Source organism: Celeribacter baekdonensis B30 (genome assembly GCF_000299875.1).
Taxonomy (GTDB): domain Bacteria; phylum Pseudomonadota; class Alphaproteobacteria; order Rhodobacterales; family Rhodobacteraceae; genus Celeribacter; species Celeribacter baekdonensis_A.
The window spans coordinates 63,882-81,975 of record NZ_AMRK01000005.1; the positions used below are offsets into that span (position 1 = coordinate 63,882).

Genomic DNA, 18,094 nt, shown 5'->3' on the forward strand with positions numbered 1-18,094 from the left:
GAGACCAAAGTGCGGGTGAATGCGCGGTATTCGGACTGCCGGGGTGGGATGTTCTAGTCCAAATGGTCTGTGAACAGCCCAAGCGGTGGGGTGCCACCGCCTTTGACCTGTTTGGTGACAATATAGGTGAAATAGCGCGCAATGCCGATGCGCGCGTCCAACAGCGTGTCGATCAGCCGTTGATAGGCGTCGATGTCGCGGGTGACGATCTGTAACAGGTAGTCAAACCCACCACCCAAGGCCCAACAGCCCAGGATTTCCTCATGCGATTGCACCGAGGATTCAAAGGTCTGAAACGAGGCTTGGGTATGGTCGGCAAGTTCGGCGGCGACGAACACCGTCACGGTCGAACCCAATTTGCGCAGGTTGATTTCGGCGTGATAGCCCTCGATCAACCCGGCTTTTTCCAGCTTTTTCAACCGCTCCCATGCGGGCGTGGGTGAGAGGCCAATGGCCTCGGCCAGACGCGTCTTTGACATCCGTCCCTCCCGAGACAGGGCGCGCAGAATGTCGAAATCACGGGCGTCCAGTTTGATCATGGGGCAAGGTTACGCGGAAATCACCGTGCCCGCATCCCCCAAACGGGTCGCGACATGGCTGGCGATGGCAGTGTCCTGCACGCCGGTTCCGGTCAGATCGCAGATTGTGATCTGACGCAGATCGGTGCGGCCCTGGGCGACTCCCGTGATGATCTGGCCCAATTCCGGCGGAGTATGCCGCATCAGCCCTTGCGCACGTGCCGCCCGCAATTCGCCCAGCACCTCGCATTGGCTGACCCGATCACAGACATAAAGATCGGCGGTGGCCAAGGCCTCTGGCGCGATCTCGTTTTTGCCCGCCTGATCCGATCCCATGGCGGTGATGTGCACCCCGTCATGGAGCATGTCGGCGGTGATCAACGGCGTCGTCGCAGGGGTTGTGGTGACCACAAGCTGGCTTTGCGCCACAAGCGGTGCGATCTCGGTCATCACCGCCACCTCGACCCCGGTCATCGCGGCAATATCGACTGCGCAGGCTTTGGCCTTTTGCGCATCACGCCCCCAAACGAGACAGCGTTTGAACGGGCGCACCAGATGCGCCGCCTGCATTTGCAACCGCGCTTGTACGCCAGTGCCGATCACCCCCGCCGTCTCGACATCGGGCGCAAGATGGCGCGCGGCCACCGCGCCCGCCGCCGCGGTGCGGATGTCGGTGAGGTAGCCGTTGTCCAAAAATACCGCCTGAACCAGCCCGGTTTTGGTCGAAAGCAGGATCATCAAGCCATTGAGGGAGGGCAGACCCAATTGGGGATTGTCGAAAAATCCGGGCGAGACTTTCAAGGCAAAGCCGTCCACACCTGGCACATAGGCGGTTTTGACATCGACTTCGCCATGATGGGCCGCAATCGCCATGGACAGCACCGGCGGCATCACCACGCCGCCTTCGGCCAAGGCGCGAAAGCCGTTTTCGATCACATCAATGGTCTCAAGATCAAGCGAGACAACCCCGCGCAATTGCGCTTCTGTAAGGATGCGGATGTCGGGGCGGGGCGCGCTGGCCTGTGCCTCAGTCGTCATAGGGCGTTCCTTTTACAATCACATCACCAAGCCGCACATCTTGGCCCGTCACCACGCGGGTGAATTGCGCCATATCGACATTGCGCCCGGTGATCACGGTGCCCATCTGTCGGCTTGGCGCGATCTTGCCCGCCAAAAGCGCGGCGATGCCGACGACACAGGCCCCTTCGGCGACCAAACGGTCCTCGTAATAAAGCGCCTGCATGGCGGTATAAATCTCGTCTTCCGTGATCAAAACCACCTCATCCAAAAGAGTGCGGCAGAGCGGGAAGGAAAACCGGTTTGACAGCCCGATCCCGCCACCCAGACTGTCGGCCAAGGAGGCGACCTCTTCGACCTCAACCGGCCGGCCCGCTGTGATCGAGGCCGCCATCGCCGCGCCGCGATCCATGCTGACGCCGATCAGGCGGATGTCCGGTTTGATCGCACGGGCCGCAACTGCCATACCCGCCGCCAAACCCCCGCCGGAGAGCGGGATCATCAACGTGTCGAGATCGGGGCGGGCGCGCAGCATTTCCAGCGCAATGGTGCCTTGTCCGGCAATCACATGCGGATCGTCAAAGGGCGGAATGTCGATCAACCCATCGTCGCGCGCCAACTGTGTGGCATGGGTTTGGGCCTCGTCTTGCGAGCGGCCGTGGATGTGGACCTCTGCGCCAAGCGCGCGGATGCCGTCGATTTTGGCCTGCGGCACAAGGTCGGACATACAGATCACGGCGCGCAGGCCCTTTTGCGCCGCAGCATAGGCCACAGCGCGACCATGATTGCCAGTGGAACAACAGGTCACGCCTCTGGCCCCATCCGGCACATGCGCCATCGCATTGACCGCCCCGCGCAGTTTGAATGCCCCCATCGGCTGGCAAATCTCAAGTTTGAGCCAGAGATCGCCCCCGAGCTTTTGCGACAGGTACGAGGGCACAAGTGGCGTGCCATCGGCCACGCCTTTGATCACTTCTTGCGCGGCCAAAACATCCGTTAAGGCCAGCATCAGCCCGCCTCTTTGACCGCGCTGAGGAATTGCTGCGTCCGCTCCCTTTGCGGATTGCCAAACAGCGCGTCAGGCGCGCCTTGTTCCTCAATGGAGCCATCGAAAAAGAAACAAATGCGGTCCGAGATGTCTTTGGCAAAGCCCATTTGGTGGGTGACCATCAACATGGTGAGGTTGTGTTTGTTCACCAGATCGCGGATCACATTGGTCACTTCACCGATCACCTCAGGGTCAAGCGCGGATGTGACTTCGTCAAACAGCATCACCTTGGGCCGCATCGCCAAAGCGCGGGCAATGGCAACACGTTGTTGTTGCCCGCCCGAAAGACGCGAGGGGTGCTGATCCTTCTTTTCGATCATGCCGACAAGTTCCAACAGGTCCTCAGAGCGCTTGCGCGCCTCGGCTTTGGACATGCCCAGAACCTGAACCGGCCCTTCCATGCAATTTTCCAAGGCGGTCATGTGGGGGAACAGATTGAAGTGCTGAAAACACATGCCAATCTGGCTGCGCATCATCCGCAGGTGCTTGGGGGAGGCGGGCACGAGTGTGCCGTTTTTCTCCATATGGGTCAGCGGTTTGCCATCGACGTAGATCACACCTTCATTGATGGTCTCAAGCGTCATCAGCATTCGCAACACAGTGGTCTTGCCCGAGCCAGACGGACCGATCACGGTCACCATTTCGCCCGTTGCCACATCAAGGTTAAGCCGATCCAAAACGGTCAGTTTGCCGTAGCGTTTGGTGACGTTCATGAACCGCACCATCGGGATATCATCGCCAGTCAGTTCCAGCGGGTATTGCGACATATCTTCCATTATTTCAGTCCAAGTTTGCGGCGCACATAGGTTTCAAACACACGGATGAAACCGGCGGCAGGAAGGGAAATGGCGAGGAAAATCACGCCGACGAGGGTGTAGGGTTCGAGGAAGCGATAACTTTCAGATCCGATCGCATTGGCGGTGTGCATCAGTTCCGCAACGCCGATCACCGAGAGCATTGGCGTGTCCTTGAAAATCCCCACAAGATAGTTGCCCATACCCGCCAAAGCGGGCGGCACAGCCTGCGGAATGATGATCCGGGTATAGGCCTGGCGCGTGCTCATGTTGAGCGCTGTACAGGCCTCCCATTGGCCTTTGCCCACACTGTTCAAGCCACCGCGATAGACCTCGGAGAGATAGGCCGAATAATGCAACCCGATGGCGATCATGCCAGAGGTCCACGGGCTCATCCGCACTCCGAATTGCGGACCAACGTAGAACACGAAAAAGATCTGAAGGATCAGCGGTGTCGAACGGATGAACTCCACAAATTCGCGCACCACAAAGGTCAGTGCCCGGTACGGCGTGCGCTGCGCCAGTGCCAGGACCAGCCCCAACACGATGGCGATGGCATAGCCCGCCCCCGCTGCGATCAGGGTGTTGAGCGTTGCCTCAAGCAGACGCGGCAGGATTTCCCAAGTGAAATCCCATTTCCAATGAAATCCCATGGCTTAGGCCCTCCCCAACTTGCGGCGCATGACACCTTCGAGCCATCGCATAAAGGGCGTGACGATGAACCGCGCGAAGACGTAATAAACGATCAGCGCAAGACCAAAGGCCTGAGCCGAGAGGAAGGTCGATCCGTTGATCTGTTTGGCCACGAACATCAGGTCGGTGACGGAAATCAGCGACACGAGGGCGGTGTTTTTGAGAAGCTCGATCAAAAGATTGCCCCAGGGTGGCAACATATTGACCAGAGCCTGCGGCAAGATGATCCGCCACATCCGTTTGGCCGGGCTCATTGAGAGCGCATAGGCGGCTTCCCATTGCCCTTTTGGCACGGATTGAATGCCGCCGCGCACAAGCTCGGCGCCGTAAGCGCCCAAGTTCATCCCAACGGCAACAAAACCCGCGGTGAACTTATCCAGCGTCACGCCGAACAGCGGCAGCACAAAGAAAATCCAGTAAAGTTGCACCAAAAGCGAGGTGCCACGAAAAATTTCGATATAGGTCACCGACACGCCGCGGATCACGGCATTGTGGGACAGTTTCATCAATCCGGCCACCAATGCGATCCCGATCGCGAGCATCGTGGCAAGGATGAATTGGGCGGCGGTGATCCCGGTTCCTTTCAGGAAATCGGGCCAATACGTCGCGATAAATTCCCAGAGGCTCAAGGGCATCTCCCGAGGCTGAAAATGACGTGCGGGCCGGAACCGTTGTCCCGGCCCGCATCAATCACTTGGATGGATCAAAGAGAGCGTCGATCACTTACTTCATGGCGCAGGCGTCTGCGGTTTTCATTTCCCCCGGCAGGTTGCCTGTGGAGTAGCCATAGGCGGACACGGCCCCCATCATCGCATCGGAGCCAAGGTATTCGGCTTGGGCGGCGTTGAATTTTTCGACGAAATCCGCGTCCTCATCCCGAAAGCCGATGCCGACCCAGTTTTGGGTCCAGTCGGGGAGTTGACTGACGTCGGAGACTTCGACATCGCCGCCGGATTGTTCGGCCAAATTGAGCGCGGTGAAATAGGTCACCCCACCGGCATCGGCACGTCCGGCGCGCACAGCGGCGAGAATTTCGGTCGGGCCGGGTACAGTCATGACTTTGTCGTCATCAACGCCACCGCGCTCCGCCGCTTCGATTTGGTTGTAGCCCGCGCCAGTCACGAAAATCGCGTCTTTTTCGGCAAGCTGCTCGTAGTTGTTGAGGTCTTTGGGATTGCCTGCAGGCACGATGAAGGCATCGCCCACTTTGGCCATCGGCTCGGAGAACGTCATGTTTTCGCAGCGCGAACCAAGGATATACATCCCGCCGGTCACAATGTCGAAACGGCCCGCGTTGAGGCCAGGGATGAGGCCGCCCCATTCGGTGACGACCGGCTCAATGTTGTCATAGCCCATCGTTTCGAGCACGCCGATGACATAGGCATTCACAAACCCTTCGGCAGCGCCGTCTTCACCCGGATAGGCCCAAGGCACTTCGTTGGCAAAGCCGATACGGATCGGATCACCGTTTGCGATCCGGTCACTCAACGTCCCGGCCATGAGGGCGGTCGCGCTTACGCCCAGCGTGAGACCCGCAGCGGCGACGGTTTTAAGGATAGGTTTCATAAGTCACTCCCGATTATTTTCATTGACGAGGAAACAGGGCTTCCCTCAACTGATGTATACAACATTAGGCGAATCGCCTGAGTGTCAAGGAAAACGGCCCAAAAACATCCTTATTTTTCGGCTTTACATGCGGAAACGTCCTATAGAATCGCACAAGATGTGCACAATAAGCGAGAAGTACATGCCTATTGAGAATGCCCCTTTCTCCCGTTCCGAGTATGAACGGCGCATCCATTTGACACGCGAGGCGATGAGTGCGTCTGGAATCGACATTCTTTTCGTCACGAATCCGTCGAACCAAAACTGGCTCACCGGATATGACGGCTGGTCATTTTATGTGCATCAAGGCGTGATTTTGAGTCTCGAGGGCGACCCGATCTGGTGGGGACGGATGCAAGATGCCAATGGCGCCAAACGCACCGTCTGGATGGAAGACGAGAACATCCTCCACTACGCGGATCGCTATATTCAGGCCACCGACATCCATCCGATGGAAGACCTCGCTTCGCATCTGCGGATCATGGGATATGGCGACAAACGCATTGGGATCGAGATGGAGACCTATTACTTCACCGCCCGCGCCTTTGCCGTTTTGGCGCAGGGGTTGCCGGAGGCCGAACTGGTAGATGCCTCCAGTTTGGTAAACTGGAATCGGCTGATCAAATCCTCTGAGGAATTGGATTTCATGCGCCGGGCCGCCCGCATTTCCGAACTGGTGATTGAGCGCGCGATTGAATTGGCCGAACCGGGCATGCGTAAACACGATCTTGTCGGCGAGATGTTCAAAACGTCGGTGCAGGGCGAAAACGACAGTTGGGGCGACTACCCGGCCATCGTGCCGCTCTTACCCTCGGGCGCGGATGCTTCTGCGCCGCATTTGACATGGAATGGCGAGGCGCTGAAGCGGGGCGAGGCGACGTTTATCGAACAATCCGGCTGTTATCGCCGCTACCACGCGCCGCTGTGTCGGACGATCTTTTTCGGCAAACCACCCCGTTTTATGAGCGACGCGGCAGAGGCGCTAACCGAAGGGTTGAACGCCGGGATCGAGGTGGCGCGCCCCGGCAACCGGGCCTGTGACATCGCCCGCGCTTTGGATGCGGAACTGATCAAAGTGGGGATCGAGCGTCCGAACCGCTGCGGCTATGCAGTCGGTCTGTCCTATCCGCCGGATTGGGGCGAACACACGGTCTCCCTGCGCGCCTTTGATGAAACGGTTTTGGAGCCGGGCATGACCTTTCACTTCATGCCGGGGCTGTGGATGGACGGCTGGGGCATGGAGACGACGGAGACGATCCTGATCCGCGATGACGGGCCAGCGGAGCCTTTGTGCAACGTGCCGCGCAAGCTGTTTGTGAAGGACTGATCATGTCCGATCTCGACCGCTGCCAAAGCATGCTGGCCGATCTCATCGCCTTTCCCTCGGTGTCCTCCGAGAGCAACCTGTCCGTGATCCACTATATCGCGGACAGGTTGGAGCGTGCGGGCGCGCGGGTGGAGGTGCTCAAAGACCCGAGCGGCACCAAGGCCAATCTGTTTGCCACGCTCGGGCCGGAGCGTGCGGGTGGGTTGGTCCTGTCCGGGCACACCGATGTGGTGCCGGTGGCGGATCAACCGTGGCGCAGCGATCCGTTTAAAATGGTGGAGCGGGACGGCAGGCTCTATGGCCGCGGCACCTGTGACATGAAAGGGTTCATCGCCACCTGTCTGACCAAACTCGACACGCTCAAAGCGGCGACATGCGACCACCCGATCCATTTCGCCTTTACTCATGACGAAGAGGTCGGCTGTCTCGGCGCGCGCGATCTTGTCGATGTGCTCAAGGCGCGCGACATCCGGCCCGCGATGGCGCTGATTGGTGAGCCGACGCAGATGCGGGTGATCGAAGGGCACAAGGGCTGTTGCGAGTATACCGTGACCTTTACCGGCGCGGAGGGGCATGGATCGGCCCCGGAGAAAGGCGTCAACGCAATCGAATATGCGGTGCGCTACATCAACCGGCTGCTTGTTTTACGACAGGCCTTGATCGACCGCTGCCCGCCGGGATCGCGGTTTGACCCGCCGCACACGACGATCAACATCGGCGGCCTTAAGGGTGGTCATGCCCATAATGTCATCGCGGGCAAAGCCACGTTAGAATGGGAAATGCGCCCGACCTCTTTGGCGGATTATGATTTGGTGCAGCGAGATCTGGCGCAATATGTCGGCGACGTGTTGTTGCCGGATATGCAGGCGATCGCACCGCAGGCGGAGATCACCACCGAGGTGATTGGTGAGGTTGCGGGCCTCACACCCATGGACGAGAACGCCGCGCGCGATCTTTTGTATCGCCTCACCGGGGCCAACACCGCCGATGTTGTGCCGTTTGGAACCGAAGCCGGGCTTTTCCAAGAGATCGGCATGAGTGCGGTGATTTGTGGTCCCGGCTCCATTGACCAAGCTCATAAGCCCGACGAATATGTTGAACGCGATCAGCTTTGCCAAGCCATGGCAGTGCTGGATCGACTTGGGGAGACCTATGGCAGACACGACAGAGACTGAACCGATGGACATGATGCCCGAACCGTTGCGGGCCCGCGAACGTGCCGAGCGCATCCATGCGGACATCCGCAGCCGCATCTGCATGTTGGACTACCCGCCGGGCATGAAACTTTCGGAAACGGCGCTGGCCGCCGAACTTGGCATTTCACGCACCCCCATCCGCCGCGTTTTGGCGCGGCTTGAGGATGAGGGGCTCGTGACCTCGGTTCATGGGGTCGGCACCATGGTCACCAATGTCGATTATAGCGAGATGTCACAGGTTTATCGCCTGCGCAAAGAATTGGTGCTGTTGCAAACCGTGCTCGATCCGATTCAACCCGATGCCGCGTTTTTGCAACGGTTTCAGGCCTTGTATACCCGCTCCGAGGCCCTCAAAACCGCCCCATCGGCACGCGACTTTTCGCTTTTGGACCAAGACACGTTTCTGACCTTGTTAGACCTCACCGCCAATGCCCCGCTGCGGACAATGGCGGAACGGCTGTATTTTCGCACTGCCCGCATTTGGCTACAACAGGTGACCAGTTCGCATATTGATTTGATGCAGGAAATCGACATTTACGCCCGCGAACTCCAAGACCTGTTGGGGGCGCTGGAGCTCGGCGATCTGGATGCTGTCGGCCATATCCGCCGTGGCCATATTTCCATGAGCTTTGCCCGCATGCGGGTCTAAAGCCCCCGCCAACTGGGGCGCAGTGCCCAGAGGCAGGCACACACCGAAGGGATTATCGCCCAAAGACAGCATCCGGCAGACGCAGGATCAGGTTGGGGTCCGGGCTGATGTCTGACCAAACGGACCAAAGGCTATCATGGCCAACGCCAAAGAAATTGCCGCCGGTTTGGGTCAAGAGGCTGGTGATGATCTGAACATGCAAATGCGGTGCCCAGCCGCCGTTCTCATGCCAGTCCCCGAGCGGGGCAAGGTCTTGACCGATGGTAATCTCTGCCCCTTCGGCGAGGCCGGGGAGGGGGACGCCAAGGTGCCCATAAAGGGTCCAAAACGGCAGGTCCTCCGCCGTCCTATGTTCCAAAATCACCGTATGGCCGTAATCCAAAGGATCGGCATTATAGGCCAGGCGATGCACCCGTCCGGGCAAAGGCGCGCAAATCATCGTGCCAGCGGGCGCGAAAATGTCGATGCCCAAATGACGGCTGCGTGGTTCGGGACCCGAGGCATCGCGGTATTGATCGGCCATATAAACACTGCGCTGTTCGCCATAGAGGCCATAGCCGTAAAACGGTTGGTCGGCGGGCAGATCGGGCGCGCGTTGCCCGGTGAACCACGCATCAAAGGCGCGGTCGGAAAAGGCGGGCATCCCGACGCGATCCGAAGGCAGCGGCAGGAATGCGGTGCCATTGGGGTCAGGGCGCATCACCGGGGCCACCGCCACGCGCGCAAGATCGGCGCGAATGGCCGCCGCATGGGGGATCGGCGCATGGCCCAGCCCATAGCGGATCACAGCGGTTAAAAACGCCGGGTCCAGCGCCTCAAGCCTTTGAATGAGGGCGGCATCCTCAATTGGATCAAGAGCGGCACAGACCTGATCATAAAGCCTGTCTGCCTGATCTTCCGCCACAAACACGCCTGCCACAGACACCCCGTCGAGACAGGCGACAATCGCCCGGTGCAGATCCGGCGCATCGCGCAACGTCATGGCCAGCTTTTGCGCCAATTGGGCGGGCATTTCAATCTGGTGCATCAGGGGCCTCCTTAGCAGAGCGACAAGCGGAACGGCAGAGGATTACAGCATTGAGCCAGTGTCAATAAACCTTTGATGCCAACTTAGAGCCTCGCGCAGATCATGCGGCGTATGGCCGCCAAAGGAGCTTTTTTTCGCCCGCTCGAAATACTCCCGCAGCGCATCGCGATACATCGGATGGGCGCAGTTTTCGATGATCAAAGCGGCCTTCTTTTTCGGGTCCAAACCGCGCAAATCGGCCAAGCCTTGTTCGGTGACAATCACCTGCACGTCTTGGTTGATGTGATCGACATGGCTCGCCATCGGCACAATCGCGGAAATGGCACCGTTTTTGGCGGTCGAAGGTGTCATGAAAATCGACAAATAGCCGTTGCGGGCAAAATCGCCCGAGCCACCGATGCCGTTTTGAATGCGCGACCCCATGACATGGGTCGAGTTCACATTGCCGTAAATATCCGCCTCGATCAGCCCGTTCATCGCGATACAGCCAAGGCGGCGCACCAGTTCGGGGTGGTTCGAAATTTCTTGCGGCCGCAGAATCAATTTGTCGCGGAACAGCTTGGCATGGGTGTTGAAATACTCGGCCTTTTCGGGTGAAAGCGAAAAGGCGGTGGCGGAGGCGACGCGCAAGGTGCCCGCCTCGATCATATCAAGCATGCCGTCCTGTATCACCTCGGTGAAGGCGGTCATTTGTTCAAACGGCGCTTTGATCAATCCGGCCATCACCGCGTTGGGCACGTTGCCGACGCCCGATTGCAATGGCAACAGGCTGGGCGGCAGGCCCGCGCGTTTGGCCTCCCACATCAGGAATTCAAGGATGTGATCGGCAATCGCTTCCGCCGTGTCGCCGGGGGCGGAAAACGGTGCGTTGCGGTCGGGGGCGTCGGTTTCGACAATGGCGACGATTTTGGAGGGATCGACCTTGAAATGCGGCTGACCGATGCGATCGTCGGGCTTGTTCAACGGGATCGGCACGCGGTTCGGCGGCAAGGCTGTGCCGTAGTAAATGTCATGCATCCCGTTGAGCATTTCGCTTTGCCAACTGTTGACCTCAAGGATGATTTTGTCGGCACGTTCCAGCCATGTTTTGTTGTTGCCAATGGAGGAGGAGGGGATCAAATCGCCTTCGGGTGTGATGCCGGACACCTCGATGATTGCGGTGTCGAGCGGGCCCAAAAAGCCCTGCCATGCCATTGGCGCGACTTGCGACAGATGCATGTCGACATAGTTCATCTCACCCGCGTTGATTTTTTGCCGCGCGATGGGATCGGAGTTGTAGGGCAGGCGGAAATCAATGCCATCGGCCTTGGCCAAAGCACCGTCAAGCTCCGGTCCCGTCGATGCGCCAGACCAGATTTTGATCCGAAACGGATGGCCTGCGCTATGCTCGGCCTCAATGCGCGCGGCCAGAGCGAGCGGCACGGCTTTGGGATACCCCGAGCCGGTAAATCCGCTCATGCCCACCGCCGCGCCATTGTGAACAAGGCTTGCGGCGTCTTCGGCGCTCATGATTTTGGAGTGAAGCGATTGTGGCGCGATGCGCGAGGGCTGGGTCAAGGCCGGTCTCCATTTTACACGGATTCCGGGCGTGATGTGGGAGTATCACGGCAAATGGGGTCCCCTCCCTCCATCAGCGCCCGATGTTTCTCGCATCTACGCCTTCGATGGAAGGAGGGTCCAGCACATTCTTGTGATGCAACCCCGCTATGCACATTCGCACAGATATATGATAATTTATTTGCAAAACCGATCAATTGAACCGATTTTGCAAATGCCTTTTGCAGAGCTTTTTGGCGCGGTTTTGAGCGCGCTCAACCGTCGCTTTAGGCCCGGTGTCCACGCGCCACGCGCAGGAAGTGAACCACACGCGACGCAGTGTGCGCGCTCCGCGTGTCTGGCCGGTCCGCGCGGCTGAGCTGATCCCACATCGGATGTCTGCGGGCAGTGCGATCCAGTTTTGCAAACTGCACAAGGCGGTGGTTTTTCATCGGATCGTGGTGGCGATGATGGGCGTCAAAAACAGTGTTGTGGGTCATCAAAAGTCCTCCTCTTGGACGAAAAGCCTAGCAGAAAATCGGCATTTTGTCAGGTCTTGCACGCTGAGAGTAATCCCCAAGCGGGCTTTGGCTCACGCCGCATCTTGCCGCACCCGCCAGCGCCACAGCACGACCCCGGCCACGATGACGATTGCCATCGACAACAAAAACGGCGCGCCGGGCAGGTAATGTGCCGTGCCGGGGCGTGAAAAGACTGCGAAGGTTTCGGTCATGATCAAGGGGCTGAGGATGGTCGCCATGGCGGCGATGGAGCCGATCACGCCCTGTAATTCGCCTTGTTGCGTGTCGGGCGTGGCGCGGCTCATCGTGCCTTGCAGGGCAGGAATGGTGACCGAGGAAATCCCCGACAGCACGGTGACGATCCACACCAGCGGCACGCTACTGGTCACGCCCAAGGTGGCAAACACAACGATGTCGGCCAAAATGCCGCCCATGGTGACGCGATACGCCCCAAAGCGGCTCACGAGCGGTCCGATCAACACCGATTGCGCCAGACCCATGGAGAGGCCAAAGGCAAAGAGGGTCAGGCCAATCATCCGGGCGTCAAAGCCGAATTTTTCAACGCCATAAAACGACCAGATCGCCGGATAGACAAAATAGGCCATCTCATAGAGGCCAAAGACCAGCAAAAGCGGCTTTACCCCGGACAGTGATCCAATGGCGCGAAAGGCGGCGAAAGGATTGGCGCGGCGCCAATGAAACGGGCGGCGTTTGTCGCGGGTCAGGCTCTCGGGCATGACCAAAAGGCCAAAGACCATGTTGAGCCCGGCGATGCCCGCCGCCACATAAAACGGCGCGCGCGTATCAATTCCGGCCAAAAGCCCGCCAATCATCGGCCCCACGGCAAAGCCAACCCCCATCGCCGCATGGACAAGGCCAAAGCGCTTTTCGCGCTCATCAGGCGCGGAAATATCGGCCATATAGGCGGCGGCCGTGGCATGGGTCGCCGCAGTCAATCCGGCGATCAGCCGCCCGATCAGCAACAGCCAGATCGTATGCGCCACCGCCATCACCAGATAATCGAGCATCATCACGAACAGCGCTGAGATCAGAACAGGTTTACGGCCAAACCGATCCGACAGATTGCCCACAATCGGCCCAAACAGAAACTGCATGACGGCATAACCCGTGGCCAAAACCCCGCCCCAAAGCGCCGCATCGGCCAAGGTGCGCCCGGTCACGTCACGGATCAGATCGGGCATGACCGGAAAGATCAGGCCAATGCCGATGCCGTCGATCAAGACGGTGAACACGATGAACAAGATCGGAAGATGACGCAACATGACGGGCCCCTGACACAGACTGCGCCTTTTTGACCGTCAAAGCCGCCGCTGTCTATCCGTCTTTGCGCACAGCCTTGATGAGCAGATCCGCCAGGCTGTCCGGGTGAGAGAAATAGGGGGAATGGCCCGCAGCGAGGCGATGCACATGGCCCTCAGGCCAGTCTTTGACCATTTTTTCCTGCTCTTCCGGCGGGATGGTGCGGTCATCCGTGCAAAGCACATAATCGCGCGGCAGGGTGGTGGAGCGCGCGGTGATCGTCAGGGGCGTTTCTTGCGGGCGGATCGCCTGCGGTCCCAGATGCAGCAGGGCATAGGCCACGGCTTGAGCTGGGCAATCATGAAACAGCGTCGCCTCGACGGTGTCAGGGCGAAAGGTGAAAGCCTTGCCGTCCGGGGTTTTTGCAATCGCGGCCAACACCGGATGAGCACGGGCACTGCGGCGCATGTCACCAAGGCTTTTGCCATCCTCGGGCACATAGGCACACACATAGATCAACTGCGCGATGCGTTCGGGCGCCGCCTCGGCGGCGGCGGTGATCGCATAGCCACCGGCGGAATGGCCGACTAGGATCACCGGCGCGCCGATCTCGGAGATCTTATGGAGGATCGCATCGCGGTAGAGATCAAGCGTCACCTCGGTATAGGGCGTGGGATCATCGCCATGAGAGGGCAGGTCCATCGCGTGAGCCGTGGCCCCGCGCGCGCCGAGCGCCGGGACCAGATCGCGCCAACACCATGCGCCATGGGCGGAGCCGTGGACCAAAAGAAAGACCGGATCAGACGTGCCCAGCTCAGACATGGCCGATCTCCTGTAAGAATCTCGTCAAAAGCGCGGCAAAGGCCTCGGGCGCATCCACGGGCGGCAAATGCCCGGAACGCCGCAGCAATTCAAACCGCGCGCCGGGGATGACATCCAAAGTTTCGCGCATCAAATCGGCGGGGGTCGATCCGTCATAGCCGCCGCCAATGCCCAAACACGACAGACGTAAGCCCGAGGTCGGCGTATAAAAATCCGTGCCCGCGATCGCGGCACAGCACCCCAAATAGCCCTCCACAGAGGTGTCCAAAATCGACTGGCCCCAGCGTTTGGCCACCTCGGTTTTGCGAAATCCGGGGGCGAACCATCGTTCAAGCGTGGGCGCGACGATGCTTTCAAGCCCATGTGCCTCAATCGCGGCGATGCGTTTGTCCCAGACCGAGCGGGTACCGATTTTGGCCGCCGTGTTGGACAGCACCAGCGCACGAATCTGATCCAGCCGTTTGACCGCCAGGCCCTGCGCGATCAACCCGCCGATGGAAATGCCGACAAACACCGCATCACGCACCGCCAAATGATCCAGCAACCGTTCGGCGTCGCGCACCAAAGCGCCCATCGAATAGGGGCCTTTCGGCACGTCAGAGGTCCCATGCCCGCGCAGATCATAGCGGATGATCCGCAGACCTGTGGGCACAAGCGGCAGGACGTCATCCCACAGGTGCAAATGGGTGCCCAAGGCATGACAGAACACGATGGGCGGGCCACTGCGCGGCCCGTCGTCTTCCACGTTGAGAGTAATGTCGCCGAGATCAACCCGCATCTGATCGCTCCTTTAGGGGTGCGGGCAGATCATAGAGGGCGGGGCGGTGGGTCTCAATGGGGGAGGCGGGTCAAAAATCGCGCGATCACATCAAGGCTTTCAGGCTCATCCAAAAACGGCACATGGCCGCGATCCTTGACTTCGGCGCAGATCATATCCGGACGGCGTGCGCACATCTTGTCCATACAGGCGCGGGGCAAAAGCGTGGAGTTTTCACCCCGCAACAGCGCCAAGGGCAGCCCGTCAAGCGCCTCGAACAAAGGCCAAAGATCGGGTACGGCCCCGGTCACGCTTTGCGCCTCTATTGCCTCCCTGAGCTTGGGGTCATAGCGCAACTCAAGCCGCTCCTCGCCCTCGGTCCAAATCCGCCGCGCATAGCTTAGCCATTGATCCCGGCTGACATTGCGGAATTGATCTCCCAAAGCGCGGGGCAATTTGTCGGCGGCATCTTCAAACGAACGGTAGGCCGGGCGGCGACCGAGATAGTCCATGATGTGGCTCAGCCCGCGCGGATCCATCTCTGGCCCGATGTCATTAAGCAACACGCCTGAGAGCCGATGTTTGGCGCTGATCGCCAAGACCATGGCAATCAACCCGCCGCGCGAGGTGCCCAGAATGGCCGCGCGGTCCAGCCCCAGATGATCCAAAAGGGTCAGCGCATCCGCACCCTCTTGCGGTAGCGTGTAATTGAGGACATTCGGGTCATACTCCGACGCCCCGCGCCCGCGACTATCAACGCGAATGATCGTGGCCCGGTTTGCAAAATGCGCCACCACAGGTTCGAAATCATCCATGTTGCGGGTCAGTCCCGCGAGGCACAACAGGGCGGGGCCTTTGCCCTGAACGTCATAGGCCAACGATAGACCATCGGAGGTTTTGAAGGTCTCAGGCATGGGCGGCGATCTCCGGGATTTGGGTCAGATCAGAGAGGATATGAGCGGGCTGTCCGGGCATCCGGTCGACGGGCAGGGCCGCGCGGTTCACCCAGGCGGTGACAAAGCCAAACCGTGCCGCCCCGGCGATGTCCCAGCCATTGGAGGAGACAAACAACACCTCGTCGCGGGCGCATTGGAACCGATCCGGGACCATTTGATACACCTGATCGGAAGGCTTGAAGATGCCGACCGTGTCGACTGAGAGCACATCGTCCAACAGGCGGTCTAGCCCCGCCGATGACACCGCGGCATCGAGCATGTCATGCGAGCCGTTCGACAGGATCGCGGTGGAAAATCCTTTGTCTTTCAGAGTTTGCAGCATGATGGGTACCTCTGGGTAGGCGCTCAGTTCCTGATAAAGCTGTAACAATCGCGCCCGCAACGGCGGATCATCCTCAAGGCCTGCACGCGCCAGCGCCCAATCGAGCGCATCCATGGTGACGGTCCAAAACGGCGTGTGATCCCCCATGATTACGCGCAGCCAACTGTATTCCAACTGCTTGGCGCGCCAATCCTGCGCCAGTTGGGGCCACAGTTGCGCAAGGCGCGAAAACTCGGGGTCATGCGCGGCGCGCTGGGCGGCGGAGGTGACATCGAACAACGTGCCATAGGCGTCGAAAATACAGGTGGTGATGGTCACATGAGCCTCCCTTGTCGTCGGCTCAGACTGTCACGGAGCGTGCCCTGAGGAAAGAGGAGATGGTGCGGGTTTCAGAGCAATCCGGTCAAAAGCCAGAACCCGCCGGTGAAATGCACGGTCAGGGTAAAGGCATAGCTTGCCATCACCAAAAGCGCCTGATTTGGCGTCAGGCGGCTTTGGTTGGGGCGGCGGATGTGGAACAGGCTTTGCACGCCCGCGGCGGCGAGAATCATCATCGCCACCGAGTGATCGCGCAGAGCCGCCGAGGCAAAGGCGGCGGTCATGAACAGTGTGATGACACGCCCGAGACGCGGCCAAAACGCATCTGAAACCGCGCGCACAACCCGACCGCCACCAAAGGGCAGGAAGGGCAAAAGCATGATGAAATTGAACGTGCCCAACATGATTGCGGTGCTGCGCATGACATCGGCAAAGAGGGGGGCGGCCAAGGCAAAGCTGTGAAACAGGCCAAAGGCGAGGATCATCGGCACAATCGCCAAGGCAGGGGCATAGAGCGCGGCAAAGCTTTCCTCAAGCGCGTGATCAAAGGGGCGATCCGAGCGAGGTGCTGCCACAAAGGGCAGGGGGATCAGCCGCACCCGCGCCACCTCATGGCCGATGATCCGACAGGCCAGTGCGGACCCCAACTCATGCAACAGAGCGGCAAAGACAAAGCCAATGCCAAGCAAAGGCGAGGTCAGTGCCGCGACCGCGACGGTGAATGCAAATCCAATCACAACGCCCGTGCCATCAAACCCGCTTGTGGTCATCCGGCCCTGATTGGGTGACACCCCTTTGAGCAGAGGCAGGGAAAATATCCCCAAAAGAATGGCGAGGAAAAGGAATGTCATAGCGATGTGAGGCGGGCCCTTTGGCGTTGGTCTTTGGGTTTTTGATGGGGCGGAAATATGGCGACACTGTGGCAGATGGCAGGTTTGGTTGGGGATAACTCAACGTTCAACGCTGTGTTTCTGAAATGAAAACGTTTAAAAATGCTTTCAAATTCGTCAAAAAATCCATGAAAATGCAAAATTTCAGAACAGGGGATGATTTGTCCGTTCCGCCTGCTAAGTCTATAGCTTGGGTGCCCCTGTTTGGAGATAATGATGAACAGCACGGTTGAGAAACTCCGCGACTCCCTGCGGCAACTTCAGGATCAATTGGAACGGGATGCCTTGGCGGCGCGTGAAAAGTTTCAGTATCGTCTGACCAACGGCCGGGTGGTGTTTGAGGAAGAGGCCCGCAAACGCGGACGGCTTTTGCGGGTGCGCTTGTCGGTGTTTATCCGCCGCGCCCGCCCCTGGGAGGTGATCACCGCCCCGATCATCTACAGTTTGATCGTGCCCTTCGTGATCCTTGATCTCTTCGTCACCGTCTATCAGGCGATCTGTTTCCCAATCTATGGCTTGCCAAAAGTTGAACGCAAAAAATACATCGCCGTGGATCGGCACAAACTGACCTATCTGAACTTTATGCAAAAGCTCAATTGCGTTTATTGCGGCTATGGCAACGGGCTTTTGGCCTATGTCCGAGAAGTCGCCGGGCGCACCGAATATTACTGGTGCCCGATCAAACACGCCAGCCATCTGCCCGATCGTCACGAGCAGTATCAGAATTTTTTGGAGTTCGGTGATGGCGAGGCTTGGGACGAAAAATTCATTGAAATGAAAGGCAAAGCCCGTGCCTGCGAGGATTGTAGTGGTTGTGGCACGGGGGGGTGTCACTAAA

At 59.1% G+C, this 18,094-nt stretch carries 20 protein-coding genes; 4 read left to right on the forward strand and 16 right to left on the reverse strand.

The genetic code is table 11. The features are described from left to right. Positions 1–53: 53 nt before the first annotated feature. From B30_RS10370 to B30_RS10400, 7 genes are all read right to left on the reverse strand, one after another. Positions 54–536, reverse strand: coding sequence for an Lrp/AsnC family transcriptional regulator (locus B30_RS10370; protein WP_040402304.1), 483 nt, complete (start codon positions 534–536; stop codon positions 54–56). Between the two features lie 12 nt (positions 537–548). Further along, a complete protein-coding gene (locus tag B30_RS10375; protein WP_009572018.1) occupies positions 549–1,556 on the reverse strand; it encodes a cyclodeaminase in 1,008 nt (335 codons plus the stop codon). Next, positions 1,546–2,544: a hydroxyectoine utilization dehydratase EutB gene (gene eutB / locus B30_RS10380; protein WP_009572019.1), complete on the reverse strand. Its 999-nt coding sequence runs from the start codon at positions 2,542–2,544 to the stop codon at positions 1,546–1,548. Before eutB ends, B30_RS10375 begins: the two co-directional genes overlap by 11 nt. Beyond that, positions 2,544–3,359, reverse strand: coding sequence for an ectoine/hydroxyectoine ABC transporter ATP-binding protein EhuA (ehuA, locus tag B30_RS10385; protein WP_040402252.1), 816 nt, complete (start codon positions 3,357–3,359; stop codon positions 2,544–2,546). The genes eutB and ehuA overlap by 1 nt, the downstream gene beginning before the upstream one ends. Next, entirely contained in the window at positions 3,359–4,030 is a 672-nt protein-coding gene (ehuD, locus tag B30_RS10390; RefSeq protein ID WP_009572021.1) for an ectoine/hydroxyectoine ABC transporter permease subunit EhuD, read from the reverse strand. The genes ehuA and ehuD overlap by 1 nt, the downstream gene beginning before the upstream one ends. 3 nt (positions 4,031–4,033) lie before the next feature. Further along, positions 4,034–4,705 carry an ectoine/hydroxyectoine ABC transporter permease subunit EhuC gene (ehuC, locus tag B30_RS10395; RefSeq protein ID WP_009572022.1) on the reverse strand — a complete coding sequence of 224 codons (672 nt, stop codon included), beginning with the start codon at positions 4,703–4,705 and terminating at the stop codon, positions 4,034–4,036. Between the two features lie 88 nt (positions 4,706–4,793). Beyond that, positions 4,794–5,636 (reverse strand): transporter substrate-binding domain-containing protein, encoded by an 843-nt coding sequence (locus tag B30_RS10400; protein WP_009572023.1) that lies wholly within the window; start codon positions 5,634–5,636, stop codon positions 4,794–4,796. A 181-nt stretch (positions 5,637–5,817) separates the two neighbouring features. On the opposite strand from B30_RS10400, the gene B30_RS10405 reads away from it, so the two are divergent. The 3 genes from B30_RS10405 to B30_RS10415 are packed head-to-tail and all read left to right on the forward strand — an operon-like array spanning position 5,818 to position 8,847. Further along, positions 5,818–7,002, forward strand: a complete 1,185-nt coding sequence (locus tag B30_RS10405) for a M24 family metallopeptidase (RefSeq protein WP_009572024.1) — start codon at positions 5,818–5,820, stop codon at positions 7,000–7,002. 2 nt (positions 7,003–7,004) lie between these two features. Further along, positions 7,005–8,177 (forward strand): acetylornithine deacetylase, encoded by a 1,173-nt coding sequence (gene argE, locus B30_RS10410; RefSeq protein ID WP_009572025.1) that lies wholly within the window; start codon positions 7,005–7,007, stop codon positions 8,175–8,177. After that, the gene (locus B30_RS10415) at positions 8,155–8,847 is read left to right on the forward strand and encodes a GntR family transcriptional regulator (protein WP_040402255.1); all 693 of its coding nucleotides are present in this window, start codon (positions 8,155–8,157) and stop codon (positions 8,845–8,847) included. The genes argE and B30_RS10415 overlap by 23 nt, the downstream gene beginning before the upstream one ends. Positions 8,848–8,899: 52 nt before the next feature. On the opposite strand, the gene B30_RS10420 is transcribed toward B30_RS10415, so the two are convergent. The 9 genes from B30_RS10420 to B30_RS10460 form a co-directional block, all read right to left on the reverse strand. Then, entirely contained in the window at positions 8,900–9,874 is a 975-nt protein-coding gene (locus tag B30_RS10420; protein WP_009572027.1) for a peptidoglycan DD-metalloendopeptidase family protein, read from the reverse strand. A gap of 42 nt (positions 9,875–9,916) precedes the next feature. After that, positions 9,917–11,431 (reverse strand): acetyl-CoA hydrolase/transferase family protein, encoded by a 1,515-nt coding sequence (locus B30_RS10425; protein WP_009572028.1) that lies wholly within the window; start codon positions 11,429–11,431, stop codon positions 9,917–9,919. Between the two features lie 266 nt (positions 11,432–11,697). Beyond that, complete coding sequence (locus B30_RS10430) at positions 11,698–11,910, reverse strand: hypothetical protein (RefSeq protein WP_009572029.1); 213 nt, start codon at positions 11,908–11,910, stop codon at positions 11,698–11,700. Positions 11,911–12,002: 92 nt separating this feature from the next. After that, positions 12,003–13,214 carry a TCR/Tet family MFS transporter gene (locus B30_RS10435; RefSeq protein ID WP_009572030.1) on the reverse strand — a complete coding sequence of 404 codons (1,212 nt, stop codon included), beginning with the start codon at positions 13,212–13,214 and terminating at the stop codon, positions 12,003–12,005. Between the two features lie 52 nt (positions 13,215–13,266). After that, positions 13,267–14,013, reverse strand: a complete 747-nt coding sequence (locus B30_RS10440; RefSeq protein ID WP_009572031.1) for an alpha/beta fold hydrolase — start codon at positions 14,011–14,013, stop codon at positions 13,267–13,269. Beyond that, entirely contained in the window at positions 14,006–14,791 is a 786-nt protein-coding gene (pcaD, locus tag B30_RS10445; protein WP_009572032.1) for a 3-oxoadipate enol-lactonase, read from the reverse strand. Before pcaD ends, B30_RS10440 begins: the two co-directional genes overlap by 8 nt. Positions 14,792–14,844: 53 nt before the next feature. Further along, positions 14,845–15,684, reverse strand: a complete 840-nt coding sequence (locus B30_RS10450; RefSeq protein WP_009572033.1) for an alpha/beta fold hydrolase — start codon at positions 15,682–15,684, stop codon at positions 14,845–14,847. Then, positions 15,677–16,366, reverse strand: coding sequence for a haloacid dehalogenase type II (locus tag B30_RS10455; protein ID WP_009572034.1), 690 nt, complete (start codon positions 16,364–16,366; stop codon positions 15,677–15,679). Before B30_RS10455 ends, B30_RS10450 begins: the two co-directional genes overlap by 8 nt. Before the next feature lie 71 nt (positions 16,367–16,437). Then, positions 16,438–17,217 carry a stage IV sporulation protein FB gene (locus B30_RS10460; RefSeq protein ID WP_009572035.1) on the reverse strand — a complete coding sequence of 260 codons (780 nt, stop codon included), beginning with the start codon at positions 17,215–17,217 and terminating at the stop codon, positions 16,438–16,440. Between the two features lie 255 nt (positions 17,218–17,472). Between B30_RS10460 and B30_RS10465 the strand changes: the two genes are divergently transcribed. After that, positions 17,473–18,093 (forward strand): hypothetical protein, encoded by a 621-nt coding sequence (locus B30_RS10465; RefSeq protein WP_009572036.1) that lies wholly within the window; start codon positions 17,473–17,475, stop codon positions 18,091–18,093. Position 18,094 lies beyond the last annotated feature (1 nt).